Source organism: Pseudochrobactrum asaccharolyticum, assembly GCF_003314995.1.
GTDB classification, from domain to species: domain Bacteria; phylum Pseudomonadota; class Alphaproteobacteria; order Rhizobiales; family Rhizobiaceae; genus Pseudochrobactrum; species Pseudochrobactrum asaccharolyticum.
The window spans coordinates 385,620-398,964 of sequence record NZ_QNRH01000001.1 but is presented as its reverse complement, the minus strand read 5'-3'; the positions used below and the strand labels follow the sequence as shown (position 1 = coordinate 398,964).

At 49.8% G+C, this 13,345-nt stretch carries 12 protein-coding genes and 1 tRNA gene; 8 read left to right on the top strand and 5 right to left on the bottom strand.

Annotation, left to right across the window (positions count from 1 at the left end):
* Window positions 1-233 precede the first annotated feature (233 nt).
* The gene (locus DFR47_RS22435) at window positions 234-866 is read left to right on the top strand and encodes a hypothetical protein (RefSeq protein WP_445482833.1); all 633 of its coding nucleotides are present in this window, start codon (window positions 234-236) and stop codon (window positions 864-866) included.
* A 180-nt stretch (window positions 867-1,046) separates the two neighbouring features.
* Here the strand turns inward: DFR47_RS22435 and DFR47_RS01750 are convergent.
* A tRNA-Ser gene (locus DFR47_RS01750) sits at window positions 1,047-1,136 on the bottom strand.
* Between the two features lie 650 nt (window positions 1,137-1,786).
* On the opposite strand from DFR47_RS01750, the gene DFR47_RS01745 reads away from it, so the two are divergent.
* Together DFR47_RS01745 and DFR47_RS01740 are read left to right on the top strand one after the other, a co-directional pair.
* Complete coding sequence (locus tag DFR47_RS01745) at window positions 1,787-2,992, top strand: porin (protein ID WP_113942683.1); 1,206 nt, start codon at window positions 1,787-1,789, stop codon at window positions 2,990-2,992.
* A 305-nt stretch (window positions 2,993-3,297) separates the two neighbouring features.
* Window positions 3,298-4,083, top strand: coding sequence for a hypothetical protein (locus DFR47_RS01740; RefSeq protein ID WP_113942682.1), 786 nt, complete (start codon window positions 3,298-3,300; stop codon window positions 4,081-4,083).
* Window positions 4,084-4,183: 100 nt separating this feature from the next.
* On the opposite strand, the gene DFR47_RS01735 is transcribed toward DFR47_RS01740, so the two are convergent.
* Window positions 4,184-4,825, bottom strand: coding sequence for an antifreeze protein (locus tag DFR47_RS01735; protein WP_113942681.1), 642 nt, complete (start codon window positions 4,823-4,825; stop codon window positions 4,184-4,186).
* Between the two features lie 517 nt (window positions 4,826-5,342).
* Between DFR47_RS01735 and DFR47_RS01730 the strand changes: the two genes are divergently transcribed.
* Entirely contained in the window at window positions 5,343-5,993 is a 651-nt protein-coding gene (locus DFR47_RS01730) for a YitT family protein (RefSeq protein ID WP_113942680.1), read from the top strand.
* 78 nt (window positions 5,994-6,071) lie between these two features.
* Here the strand turns inward: DFR47_RS01730 and DFR47_RS01725 are convergent, their stop codons facing one another.
* Window positions 6,072-6,332 (bottom strand): SEL1-like repeat protein, encoded by a 261-nt coding sequence (locus DFR47_RS01725; protein ID WP_170137420.1) that lies wholly within the window; start codon window positions 6,330-6,332, stop codon window positions 6,072-6,074.
* A 399-nt stretch (window positions 6,333-6,731) separates the two neighbouring features.
* Between DFR47_RS01725 and DFR47_RS01720 the strand changes: the two genes are divergently transcribed.
* The gene (locus DFR47_RS01720) at window positions 6,732-7,076 is read left to right on the top strand and encodes a DUF2147 domain-containing protein (protein WP_113942679.1); all 345 of its coding nucleotides are present in this window, start codon (window positions 6,732-6,734) and stop codon (window positions 7,074-7,076) included.
* Between the two features lie 110 nt (window positions 7,077-7,186).
* Here DFR47_RS01720 and DFR47_RS01715 read toward each other — a convergent pair whose 3' ends face one another.
* Complete coding sequence (locus DFR47_RS01715; protein WP_113942678.1) at window positions 7,187-7,906, bottom strand: glutathione S-transferase N-terminal domain-containing protein; 720 nt, start codon at window positions 7,904-7,906, stop codon at window positions 7,187-7,189.
* A 416-nt stretch (window positions 7,907-8,322) separates the two neighbouring features.
* Here DFR47_RS01715 and DFR47_RS21690 point away from each other — a divergent pair, with 416 nt between their 5' ends.
* The 3 genes from DFR47_RS21690 to DFR47_RS01705 all read left to right on the top strand — a co-directional run bounded on the left by DFR47_RS21690 (window position 8,323) and on the right by DFR47_RS01705 (window position 11,470).
* Window positions 8,323-8,499 carry a hypothetical protein gene (locus DFR47_RS21690; RefSeq protein ID WP_162930408.1) on the top strand — a complete coding sequence of 59 codons (177 nt, stop codon included), beginning with the start codon at window positions 8,323-8,325 and terminating at the stop codon, window positions 8,497-8,499.
* 179 nt (window positions 8,500-8,678) lie between these two features.
* On the top strand, window positions 8,679-10,205 hold the full coding sequence (locus DFR47_RS01710) for an AMP nucleosidase (protein WP_113942677.1): 1,527 nt from the start codon (window positions 8,679-8,681) through the stop codon (window positions 10,203-10,205).
* Between the two features lie 224 nt (window positions 10,206-10,429).
* Window positions 10,430-11,470, top strand: coding sequence for an endonuclease/exonuclease/phosphatase family protein (locus DFR47_RS01705; protein ID WP_113942676.1), 1,041 nt, complete (start codon window positions 10,430-10,432; stop codon window positions 11,468-11,470).
* Between the two features lie 204 nt (window positions 11,471-11,674).
* Here the strand turns inward: DFR47_RS01705 and DFR47_RS01700 are convergent, their stop codons facing one another.
* Window positions 11,675-13,339, bottom strand: a complete 1,665-nt coding sequence (locus DFR47_RS01700; RefSeq protein ID WP_113942675.1) for an electron transfer flavoprotein-ubiquinone oxidoreductase — start codon at window positions 13,337-13,339, stop codon at window positions 11,675-11,677.
* Window positions 13,340-13,345 lie beyond the last annotated feature (6 nt).

Below are 13,345 nucleotides of genomic sequence, written 5' to 3'. Positions count from 1 at the left end.
ACCCATACGGAGAACTGGTCTGTTACATTTACATCGAGACGTACTTTACCGGCCCACTCTTCCAGATTGGAGTCATAACCAACCGCACCAGCGATCGAACCCCAAGCCTGTTCAAACTTCAGGCCACCAACAACGTGCGGCATGTAGCTGTCGATGCGGTTATTATACTTGTACTCATAAATTTTTGTGCTATCCGCAGGATCTTCAATATAGAAATCCTGTGAACCGCCGCCTTGTTCAGCAGAGATGATAGCGGAGAAGCCGTTACCACCAGTGAAGGTGTAGCTGATCAGGTTGGTGCGGTATTTACCAGCATCAACCACGTCATCGTTGATGATATCGCCGAGATAACCGGTAAAGGTGTGGAATGCGGATTCATCGAGACCGATGCGCAGGCCACCAAGCTGCATGTAAGCAAAATTCAGAGTATGACCACCCTGGTCACCGTTCGAGAAGTTGAAACGGTTTTCTGTGTAAGTACGCAGAGTGCCAAGCTCAGTTTCCGAAGCGGTGTGCGTACGAAGAGTGAAGCGGCTGTAGATATCATATGTATCTTTGTGCTTCTTTTCCCAGTCGCCAGCGCCACCTTTAAGCTCGTCATTCCACTCACTACGGGAATAACCATATTTTTCGCCGGAATAAGCATCACGACCGCCAGCAGCCTGGAAACGAACGTAACCGGAGATGCGCAGGCATGTTTCTGTGCCTGGAATGTAGAAGTAGCCAGCGCCGTATGCATCGCAAACGCGTACATATTCAACAGCTTCTGGTTCTGGTGCAACGATGGCGTCGGCAGCCTGAGCGCCGGATACTGCAACGAGAGCTGCAGCGGAGCCGAGAAGAAGGCTCTTAATGTTCATTTCTGACCTCCAGTCAGAAACATTAAGGATGATAAAAAATCATATAAATTCAACATGTTACAAAATTTTTTAAATTAAAATTTTCCAAAAGTCGAAAAAAGCACGCCAAATCGGGGCAATAAAACCACGCAAAACAACAAAAAAACCGGTCAGAAAATCTGCCGGTTTGCGGGTATTTTTAAATTATGGCGGAGAGGATGGGATTCGAACCCACGATACCCTTCCGGGTATACTCCCTTAGCAGGGGAGCGCCTTCGACCACTCGGCCACCTCTCCGGTAAAGGCGCAATAGCCGGTAATAATCAGGAGTTCAAGCACTTTACGCGTAAAGTGCAAAAAAATATGCATCATCAACAGCGTATCGTGAAAAAGCAGCCTAATTCTGATAGTTTTATGCGATTATTAAGCCTGCATATATATACGCTATGGACAACGTTGGCTCTTTTTCAAAGAATCAAAGTCAGGAATCAATGAAATGCGCCTCTTATCCACCGAGGCGAATCTTTTCGGCAAACAAAGCGTCTAATTTGCTGCCTTTGCAGCATTATCGTCTCTCGAAATCTGATCGCGCTATATATGCGGGCAGAGCTGCTTCGCGATGATTTGCGCACTATGATTTGCATAAAAAGGCTGAAAAGCCCGCAAATTCAGGTTAATTTCCTTTAACGTTTATAAACAAAACATAAATGAAATCCACAGCCTAGGCCGAGTTTCGTGTCTTTTCTGCAACACGATATACCGATAGCAACAACTCACTCCCTACTTATGCGTTTTCAGTGTTGCAACAAAACTGAGCCTGAGTATCTTGGGGACAGAAGAAGGAGCGCTTCGGTAGCGACTTTTTCACCCAAGGGGATGGGGGCAGGTTGTCCTTCAGCCAAAATAAAATGCCCAGACCCATTTAAAACTTTGACTGGAGGTCAGAAATGAACATTAAGAGCCTTCTTCTCGGCTCCGCTGCAGCTCTCGTTGCAGTATCCGGCGCTCAGGCTGCCGACGCCATCGTTGCACCAGAACCAGAAGCTGTTGAATATGTACGCGTTTGCGATGCATACGGCGCTGGCTACTTCTACATTCCAGGCACAGAAACATGCCTGCGCATCGGCGGTTATGTTCGCGCTGACATCAAAGGCGGCGACAACGTATACGCTCGTGCAAACGACCGTGCAGTTCGTGATGCTGTTGCCAACAAAGATTTCATTGGCGACCTGACAAACAAAAAACGCGACACCTACAACTTCATGTCCCGTTTCGCTCTGCGCTTCACAACAGCGTCTGAAACTGAACTCGGCACACTGAAGACATATGCTGATCTTCGCTTCCAGTACGAAAACGGCAAAGATGCTGGTTCTTCCGGCTCGCTGCGTTACGGCTACATCCAGCTCGGCGGTCTGCGCGTTGGTCTTGACGAATCCGCATTCGTAACCTTCCCAGGTTACTACGGCGACGTAATGAACGACGACGTAATCCTCGGTGGCGGCTACCGCACCAACGCCATCAGCTACACATTCACAGGCGGCAATGGCTTCTCGGCTATGATCGCTCTTGAACAGGGTGGCACAGGCGATGCTGATGCTGGCGCGACATATGTAGGCTTTGATAACAAAGACTTCAAAACCAAAGGCGTTAAAATTGATGACTACACACCACATATCGTTGGTGGTCTGAAATTTGAACAGGCTTGGGGTTCGATCGTTGGTGTTGCTGCTTACGATGCACAGAACGAAGAATGGGCTGGTAAAGTACGTCTCGATGTAAACGTAACTGAACAGTTCTCCGTATGGGTACAGGGCGGCTACAAGTCGAACAACGATCATTACGCATATGCTTACACAGTTGATGGCGTACAGCGCGGCGTTCGTATCGTAGACAGCTTCTACGGCACATGGGGTGGCGATTGGGCTGTTTGGGGTGGCGCGAAATTCAAAGCTACCGACAAAGCAACCTTCAACGTGCAGCTCGCTTACGAAGATGCAAAAACCTTCGCAGCAACTGCAAACGTAGCTTACCAGCTGGTTCCAGGCTTCACAATTACTCCAGAAGTATCCTACACCAAATGGAGCGACAACAAGTCGGTTCTTAAGGGCGACGATGCTTGGCAGGGTATGATCCGCTTCCAGCGTTCGTTCTAAGTTTTATAGCTTAAAACAGACCGTAAGGTTACAGAGACCCGGCAGTTTATACTGCCGGGTTTTCTGTTTTCAGCTCTTTGAGTTCAGCGTAAAACACTCTTACACATTCACCACTCTGGCTTTATCCCCACGCTTTATGAGACGCAGCATTTTGCACCGGCTCGCATTCTGCTATATTTCACAGCACACATTGTCTCTGCCCTGTTCTAAAACCAATGAACAATAATCAGGTCAGCGCCTGAATATGCCCATAATTAATGCGCTATTCAGTCTGTGCAGCGGATAACACTCATAAGGAGATTTATATGGAATTTTTACTCTGGATCGCACTGGCCGGTGTAATCGTATTTCTCCTTGGCCTGCTTTACAGCAAAGTTAACAGTTCCAAGGCAAAGCAACCGGCAGCCAATACCATTCCGCCTGCGAAATCTTCTGAGAGTGTGCCGGCACCTGCTGACAAAACAGCAGCGGCGAAAACACCCCCTGCTCTGTCATCTATCAAAATGGTGGTTCCGCAAGAAAAAACCGATGCTAAAACAAAGCCAACTGCTCCAGCGAAAGAAGCTCAGGTAACAAAGAAAATCATTCCCGCTGCTGAACCGGTAGGCCCTGCTCATAGCAAACCGGTAGTAAATGCGCTCTCCGCAGAGGCAAACACAACAGCGCTTGCTGCCTGCGATGAGCCTGCTACTAAGGTGACACCAGTCAGCGAACCAGAGCCGGAACTCATCGCAGAGCAAGTTCTGCCAACTGAGCCGGAGCTTCTAAAAAAACCACGTAATGGCACGGCCGATGATCTGACTTTGATCAACGGTATTGGTAAAGCTATTCAAAACAAACTATTTGCCATCGGCATTTTTCATTATGACCAGCTGGCAGATCTGAATGAACTGCAAATTAGTTGGCTCAACCGTAGCACAGGTTTTGCAGGTCGCGCAGAACGTGAGAACTGGTGCGCGCAAGCTAAGAAGCTCATTGCCAAATCAGCACCTGCGCCAAGCACAGTCGCAAAGCGGGCAGTGAAAAAAGCGACAAAATCGACGACAACAGCCAAGTCGAAAACTGCCAAGAAAACCGAAGCTGTTCAATAAGCTTTAGAATTCGTCACATATCGCAGGCTTCATATAAAAATAGCCGCCTCAAAATTGAGGCGGCTATTTTCGCTTCATAGCTGATTAGCAGAATGAGCTATCAGGAATTGCCCTTCAGACGGGCATTACAAAGGCTGTAATAACCGCCGCCCTTCTGGATCCAGCGCAGGCCATTGAGCGAATTTGCACTCTTATTGGCATAATACTGGTCGAGACAGGTTTTCATACGCTGCTTGCCTTCAGTCTCACTGGCATATTTGCTGAAAACAGCTGACGGAAATTTCACACCGCTAGGAGCAGCCGTCGTCGGTGCAGCCGGCTCCTTGGTGGAAACCGCCGTTACTTTTTCAGGATCTGCACCAGGACCACACTCTTCCTTACGGAAAGCATTCCATTTCAGTCCGGTTGCAAGACCTGTTTCCTGAGCTGCTTTATATTTTGCAGAGCATTGCTGCATGGTCAGGCCTTTTGGCTCATCAGCTTTAGGTGCTGCGGCCTGCTTGGCAGGTTTTCCAGGCGCGGCCGGAGCTGCAGCAGGGGCAGCAGAAGAATCGGTACCGCACTGCGCTTTGCGGAAATCATTCCACTTCATATTGCCCAGTGTGCCGGCATCTTTAGCAGCCTGATATTTGGTGCTGCATTCTGCCATGGTCAGCGCACTGGCTGGTGAAGACAGTACAAAGACGGCCATTCCGGTCAGCAGTGCTGCGCCGCCGAGACGGCTGAGAGTTTGAATTTTCATCTCTGTTCTCCTGAGTGAGTTATAAGACACTGTGCCTAAAGCGTTTTTCCATCAATATCGTATAAGATTCCGAATGCAAAACCTTTTCACAATTTCTGAAAGGATTTGACGCACTGTGAGCCAGCATTATCACTGCTTATATTTTAGACGTTAAACATAGCATTTTTATAATGATTGCGAATGCAATAAATGACAGTTCATGCGCGGTTTACGACAGTAAATCACCGGTAAAAGCCCTGCTCAACTTGATTTATACCAATTTTGGGCAGCATTTCACCTGACAGCGCTGCTCATTCACGCGCAATTATCGGAATAGTAAAACGTAAAATCCGCGCATAATTCGCTATTGCCAGAGCCAAAATAACAATTTTCTCACCGCTGATTTTACCTCTGTTTTCCGCTAGAAACACCTCTGGCAGCACTCCATGAAGGTTTCGCTGTTTTTCAGTTTACGTTTTAACAATTACCTGTCCGACGTTTTAAGTTACGCCGCAGCAGCAAGTTGCAGGGTCTTTTCATGGCTGAAGTCACAACACCAGATGCAATTCCGGCTCTATCCTCAGTGCTCCCTACTGAGAGGCACCGTTTCTACGAAGATGTTGTGGCTATGCTGATAGGTACGAGCTTTGTGAGCCTCGGACTGGCTCTCTATGCGCAGGCTAAACTTATGACCGGCAGCACGGCGGGTGTTGCCCTTCTCGTGCACTATGCGACCAACTGGCAGTTTGCTCTGGTATTTTTCCTGATCAATCTGCCTTTTTATTATCTGGCCATCAAACGGATGGGCTGGCACTTTACTATCCGCACCTTTATTGCCGTGGCTTTGATGTCTGTCTTTACGCGCCTGTTTCCGATGTGGGTGGATTTCTCGACATTAGAACCGGTTTTCGCAGCGATCATGGGCGGCACTTTGGTCGGCATGGGCGTGCTGGCACTGTTTCGCCATCGTGCGGGTGTCGGCGGCATTAATATTCTGGCGCTGTATTTGCAGGATAATTACAATATCCGTGCGGGCTGGTCGCAACTCGCACTTGATCTCCTGCTTATGGCAATATCCCTGTTTTATCTTTCACCACAGCAGGTTGCGCTTTCGGTCATCGGTGCAGTGGTGATGAATGTTATTATCGCGATTAATCATAAGCCCGGCCGCTATGCGGCCACTAGCTAAGCAAAGCCGCTATGCGGCCACGAGTTAAATAAAGCCGCTTGCGGCTCTAGCTAACTGAATACAACTCCTATGGCGCGATTAATGACGCGCCATCCATTCACGAGCCTCACGCAGAGCGCGCACCAGTTCGGTCTTGCTCATTAGTGATGAGAGCTGCGTGCGCATTGGCAGGGCACGGTCATCGCCACGGATTGCAGCAATATTGAACCATTTATAAGCTTCGATACGATCCGTTTCGCAGTCACGTCCTGCGTAATACATCATACCGGTTTCAAACAGCATTTCGGCCTGCATGGCATTGATGCTATTTTCTGACTTCGCTTTAAAACCTGCAAACATTGCTCTGATCCTGTCCTGTTAAACTGCGGTCTGCTTAAGGCTGAAAGTGCCGTGCAGATCTCTGCTGTTGTTGTGATCAGAATGCAGGAAAGAGTTGAAACCGCCGTTAAATTGCATCCTTAACAGCCAATCAACAAAATCCAAACAATGGGTAAACATCAGAATTCATTAAGAATAACTCTGCCGGTTTTACGGGCTTTCTGCTAAAATCACGATTTTTCGCACATTGCTAATTTAAACCTGATGCTAACCAAGAAGCACATTCGTCTTTTACAACTCCCCTCGGCAATTCATTTTCCACATCGAAATCCCCTCTTTTCAAGCATGCAAGATTGGATTACGTTTACGTGAGCGTAAATAATAGTCACATCACAGATTACGCATCTTCGGGAGGAAACAATGAAGAGAATTTTGCTTACCATTGCAGCGCTGACCGTATCGCTTAGCCCTGCTCTCGCCGCAGAACCAATTGTCGGCACATGGAAGCGCTCAACCGGCACAATTATCGAATATAAAAACTGCGGCGGCGATGATTATTGCGGCACTGTGCTGAACAGCGAATATAAAGGCAAATCCATCGGCAAGATGACCGGCAAAGACGGAAACTACAAAGGCACCGTCAACAAGCTCGATGAAGGCAAAACCTATTCCGGCAAAGCCAGTGTCAGCGGCAATACATTATCTCTGGCTGGCTGTGTTGCAGGCGGTCTGATCTGCAAAACTGAGAAGCTGACGCGCCAGTAATTATCCCGAAGAAAGCAAAAAGGCGTTGCACAACTTCCGTCATGCAACGCCTCAAGACTGCCTCCCAAGGTGCTTAACACCTATCGGAGAGGATAGTTTTGCTGAACCGGTCAGCGTGCTTTCTGGTTAAACAATACGCTTTGGGCTGACTTATCCGTCGCCAGATTGCTCTTTTCACGCTCAGTCTTACCCAGCTCCATACCGCGCTGCACCGCAGGGCGGGCTGTAACGGCTTCATACCAGCGTTTCAGATTCGGAAAATCTTCCAGTTTCTGATCGTAGCTTTTATAGGCGCTGATCCAGCCTACGCAGGCCATATCGGCAATGGAATAATCGCCGGCAATATAATCACGGCCTTCAAGCTGGCGATTCAATACGCCATAGAGACGGTTGACCTCATTGGTATAACGATTGATGCCATATTCAACCTTCTCCGGTGCATAGACGCGGAAATGGCCAGCCTGACCCGACATAGGCCCTAAACCACCCATCTGCCACATCAGCCATTCGTCTACAGCCACACGGGCGCGCTCAGCTGCCGGATAGAATTTGCCGAATTTACGTCCCAGATATTGAAGAATAGCGCCAGATTCAAAAACCGAAATCGGCTGACCATCCGGCCCTTCCGGATCGATAATCGCAGGCATACGATTATTCGGAGCGATTTTCAGGAATGACGGCTCGAACTGATCACCCTTACCAATATTGATATATTTTACTTCGTAAGGAACACCGAGTTCCTCGAGCATAATGCTGATTTTCCAGCCATTTGGGGTCGGCCAGTAATAAAGTTCAATCGGCTTGGTTTGGGTCTTAGGCTCAGCACTCATAGAGATCAGCTCCTGATTATAAATTTATAAAGCCAGTCTGCCTGACTGGTCAGATATAACAATATATAGTCCTCACTACATATTAAGCAATCCGCAATTTATAACAATAATATTCGTCGCAAACCATTATGCTTAATTGTGCTTCATGAGTTTGAACGCCCGATGAACGCACCTCTCAGAAAGAGTTCAGCCCCTGTCCTGTAGATTAAACCCAAGATCAAGCAGGACAGAAACAGGGGGCAAGCCATGTTGTATCACCGGTTTACAATCATCAGTCTTTTCGCACTGGGTACGACTTTTCTCGGATTGCTACTGATGAATGAAAGTCACTCCAGCCGCCCTGTCCTGCTCTCAATGACAACCCACCACACAAGCATTCATCAAACAACAGCAACTCAGCACAAGGAGGTCAGCCCATGAAAAATCCTGGTGCTTTGAGCTCCCTGACCGACACCTTGTTTCTGGCAATGCGTATTGTTGTTTTCAGCTTGTTCTTTGTAGCGCCCGTTGCGGCCTTTACAGGCATTGCCGCCAATACCGGCGGACAGGTGACTGCGACCGGTCTGGTACTTTTTGTCAGCCTGCAGAAATAAACGCTAGAGCATAATTCCTTAAACTTGGAACAGTTTAAGGTAACATTATGCTCTCATTTTAAAGTTTTAGAGCGACCTTTGTGTGCCAAGTATGGCACATAGCGCTCTAGCCCGTCCAACCACAATCCGAAGCGCAATCTTGCCATATAAACTGTAAGAATTCCGGCTTATAGTAAGTTATGAGCAAAAGAATCGACACTTTCACCGGCAAGTCTGTCGCAGATGTCATTTCTGCAGGCCTAGCCACACCGGAGCCAGTTGCTCCCCAAGCTTTTACAGATGCCCGCGCTGCAGTTGACGCATTGCGTGCTCTCTATGACCGCAACACTGCGTTCCTGCGTGATGCCTTTCACAAGGTCGCCAAAGGGGAAGTCCCGCCGCAGCGTTTCCGCGCTTTTTATCCGGAACTGCGCTTTTCCACGGCCAGCTTTGCCCATGTGGATACCCGCCTCGCCTATGGCCATGTCAGCCTGCCGGGTGAATATGCAACCACATTAACCCGCCCTGATCTCTTCGACAGCTATCTGCTGGAACAGATCCGCCTGCTGATTAAAAATCATGGCGTGCCGGTTACTGTTCAGGAATCCTCAACGCCAATTCCTCTGCATTTTGCTTTCCTTGAAGGCACCTATGTGGAAGCGTCCGTCTCTGATGCATTCCAGCATCCGTTGCGGGATATGTTTGACGTGCCTGATCTCGGCAATACAGATGACAGCATTGCCAATGGTGACACCGAGTTTCAGACACTGGAAGTGATGCCGCTGGCACCTTTTACCGGTCAGCGCGTGGATTATTCGCTACAGCGCCTGTCGCATTATACTGCAACCAGCCCGTCGCATTTCCAGAATTATGTGCTTTTCACGAACTACCAGTTCTATATGGATGAGTTCTGCGCCTATGCCCGCAAGTTGATGGCGGAAGGCGGTGGTGGTTTCACCAAATTCGTTGAGCCCGGTAATCTGGTGACATTTGCCGGTAATAATGCGCCGTCGCAAGGGGCTGAGCCTGCGCGTCTGCCGCAAATGCCTGCCTATCATCTGGTGAAACCGGATGGCTCCGGCATTACCATGGTTAATATTGGTGTCGGCCCTTCCAATGCCAAAACCATTACCGACCATATTGCAGTGCTGCGCCCGCATGCATGGCTGATGCTTGGTCACTGTGCGGGTCTGCGCAATAGCCAGCAACTTGGCGATTATGTACTCGCCCATGCCTATGTGCGCGAAGATCACGTTCTCGATGATGATCTGCCGATCTGGGTGCCAATTCCTGCACTGGCAGAAATTCAGGTAGCGCTTGAAGATGCGGTGGAAGAAGTCACCGGCCTTGAAGGCTATGAGCTGAAACGCATCATGCGTACCGGTACCGTTGCCACGATTGACAACCGTAACTGGGAATTGCGCGATCAGCGCGGCCCTGTGCAGCGGCTTTCCCAGTCCCGTGCTGTGGCACTGGATATGGAATCCGCAACCATTGCGGCCAATGGCTTCCGCTTCCGCGTGCCATACGGCACTTTGCTTTGTGTGTCCGACAAACCTTTGCATGGTGAGCTGAAATTGCCGGGCATGGCAACGGACTTCTACAAGAAGCAGGTTGCCCAGCACTTGCAGATTGGTATCCGTGCGATGGAAAAGATTGCCGCGATGCCGCAAGACCGGTTGCATTCACGTAAACTTCGCAGCTTCTTCGAAACCGCGTTTCAGTAAACATTTTGCAGAATATGATAAAAGCAGCGCTGTAATGGCGCTGCTATTGTTTAGAGCGCTCGCGTTTAATGAAATTCAATAGCGTCCGCTCTTATCGCTTTTAATTATCGCATCTTCGCGAACGCTCAATGAAACCATTGAGCCACGACATGCTCCGGCCTTGATTAAGCTGCTTTTCGCAGCCATCAGTAGCCATTCTTTATTCCTCTTGCTCTGTGGTCTCTATGTCCGTTGAAAAGCTAGTTCCTGCTGTAAAAAAACCGTCCCGCCTGCTCTTTGCATTGCTGATCATATTAGTATTGCTGTCCGTACCACTGGTGCTGGGCTTCTTTGGCCGTTTGCATCCCGCTTTAGACAGTTTCGCGCATTTCCGTGCCCATCTGGCAGCGATAATGGCAATTGGCGGCATTTTCCTGCTGTTCACCAGCCTGCGCCGCGAGGCAGCAATGGTTGCATTGCTTGGTATCAGCGCCTTCTCAACAACGGTGAACTGGAACAGCTCTTCGCAAAAGACAGCAGACGCGAATGAGACTGTGACCTACCGGCTGATGCAGATTAATTTGCTGCAAAACCACGCTGACCCGAAAGAAGTGCTGCAAGCTATTGCCCGTAATGCACCGGATATTATCACCTATCAGGAAGGCTCCGAGCAATGGCAGCCGTGGCTTAAAATACTGGAGGGCAGCTATCCTTATCGTCATCAGTGCGGCACACTGCCAAACCGCTGGGGTGTCGGCATTCTCTCGCGCCGTGCATTTGCAGAGTTCGGCTCACCGGTTTGTACCGGCGACGGTGTACTGGCAACCGCTCTGATCAATCTTGGCGGCACCAATGTGCTGGTCTCATCCGTACATCAGTCATGGCCATGGCCGTTTCCGCAGGTTCAGCAATTTGAAATGCTGCGCCCTGCATTGGAGCCTATGGCCAATGCACATGGCATTCCGGTAATTATTGCCGGTGATTTCAATGCCACGCCATGGAGCTACAACCTGCGCAAATATGAAATGCTCACCGACACCAAGCGTGTTGCTGGTTCCGGCCCGACATGGCTGACCAACCGCCTGCCGGAAATGCTGCGCCCGTGGATCGGCCTGCCGATTGATCAGGTTCTGATCAACAATACGGTGAAGGCACGCAGTCTGCGCGCCGGTGAGCCTGCCGGTTCAGATCATCTGCCACTGCTGCTGGAATTTTCAGTTCCGGCACCGGCTTCCGAGCCTGCGGAGGATAATCCGCAACCTAATCCGGCGGCTGTACGCATTTGATACAAAAACGGCGCCTTAAAAGGCGCCGTTTTTTTGCATTTTACATATTGGCGTAAACCGGCCCCTCACCGACATCTTTGTGGACGGCGGTCGAGACGGACATGGTTTATTATCGCAAACATTTACATGTTTGCATAAACCGGTCCTTCGCCGACATCTTTGTTGACGGCGGTCGAGACGGACACGGTTTATTATCACAAACATTTACATGTTTGCATAAACCGGTCCTTCGCCGCCTTGTGGCGTAACCCAGTTGATATTCTGGTTCGGGTCTTTGATGTCACAGGTTTTGCAATGCACGCAGTTCTGCGCATTGATGACGTAAGTTTCCTTACCGTCTTTCTCAACCCATTCATAAACACCCGCAGGGCAATAGCGTGTCGAAGGCCCTGCAAACACATCATGCTCGGACTTCAGCTGCAGTTCCAGATTTTTCACCTGCAAATGCACCGGCTGATCTTCTTCATGATTGGTGCTCGACAAAAACACCGATGACAAACGATCGAAAGTAATCACGCCATCCGGTTTCGGATAATTAATCGGCTTGTGTTTGGCTGCCGGTTCCAACGATGCCGCATCAGTTTTGCCATGCTTCAAAGTACCGAAGAACGAGAAGCCGAACAGCTGATTTGTCCACATATCCAGACCACCCAGCGTTACGCCAAGGATTGTGCCGAATTTTGACCAGAGCGGTTTAACATTGCGAACGCGCTTCAGGTCTTTGCCGATTGCACTGTCGCGCCATTCATTTTCGATGCCAACCACTTCATCATTCGCACGGCCGGCAGCAATAGCCTCCGCCACTTTGTCTGCGGCAAGAATGCCCGACAGCACCGCATTATGCGAGCCTTTGATGCGTGGCACGTTGACGAAACCAGCCGCACAGCCGATCAGCGCACCGCCCGGGAAGGTCAGTTTTGGCACAGACTGCCAGCCGCCTTCGGTGATCGCACGCGCACCATAGGAAATGCGCTTGGCACCTTCAAAGGTCGGACGGATCGACGGATGCGTTTTATAGCGCTGGAACTCTTCAAACGGCGACAGATACGGATTTTTGTAGTTGAGATGCACCACAAAACCGACTGCAACCAGATTATCTTCCAGATGATAGAGGAATGAACCGCCACCGGTTTTCATATCCAGCGGCCAACCGAAGGAATGCTGCACCAGACCCGGCTTGCTCTTTGACGGATCAACCTGCCACAATTCTTTCAGACCGATACCGAATTTAGCCGGTTCTCGGCCTTCATCCAGCTTGTATTTAGCAATGACTTCTTTGGAGAGCGAGCCGCGCGCACCTTCAGCAAACAGCACATATTTACCCAGCAGTTCCATACCGCGTGTATAATTCGGCCCAGGTTCACCATTGCGCTCAACGCCCATATCACCGGTGGCAACACCGATAACCGCACCGGCCTCATTATAAAGTACTTCAGCGGCAGCGAAGCCCGGATAAATTTCCACGCCGAGATTTTCAGCATGTGTGCCCAACCAGCGCGCGACATTGCCCAAAGATACAATGTAATTGCCGTGATTGTTCATCAGCTTCGGCATAGCGAAATTCGGCAGCCGGACAGAGCCTGCAGGCCCGAGCAGCAGAAACTGATCGTCTGTCACCGGCGTTTTAAACGGATGGTCGCTCTCTTCGCGCCAATCCGGCAGCAGCTTGTCGATCCCGACAGGATCAACCACAGCGCCGGAAAGAATATGCGCACCAACTTCCCCGCCCTTTTCCAGAACCACAACCGAGAGTTCCGGATTATTTTGTTTCAGCCGGATCGCTGCGGCAAGACCGGCAGGGCCTGCGCCAACGACCACAACGTCGAACTCCATACTCTCGCGTTCGGGGAGTTCGTGTTCGTTGCTCATGTAAAC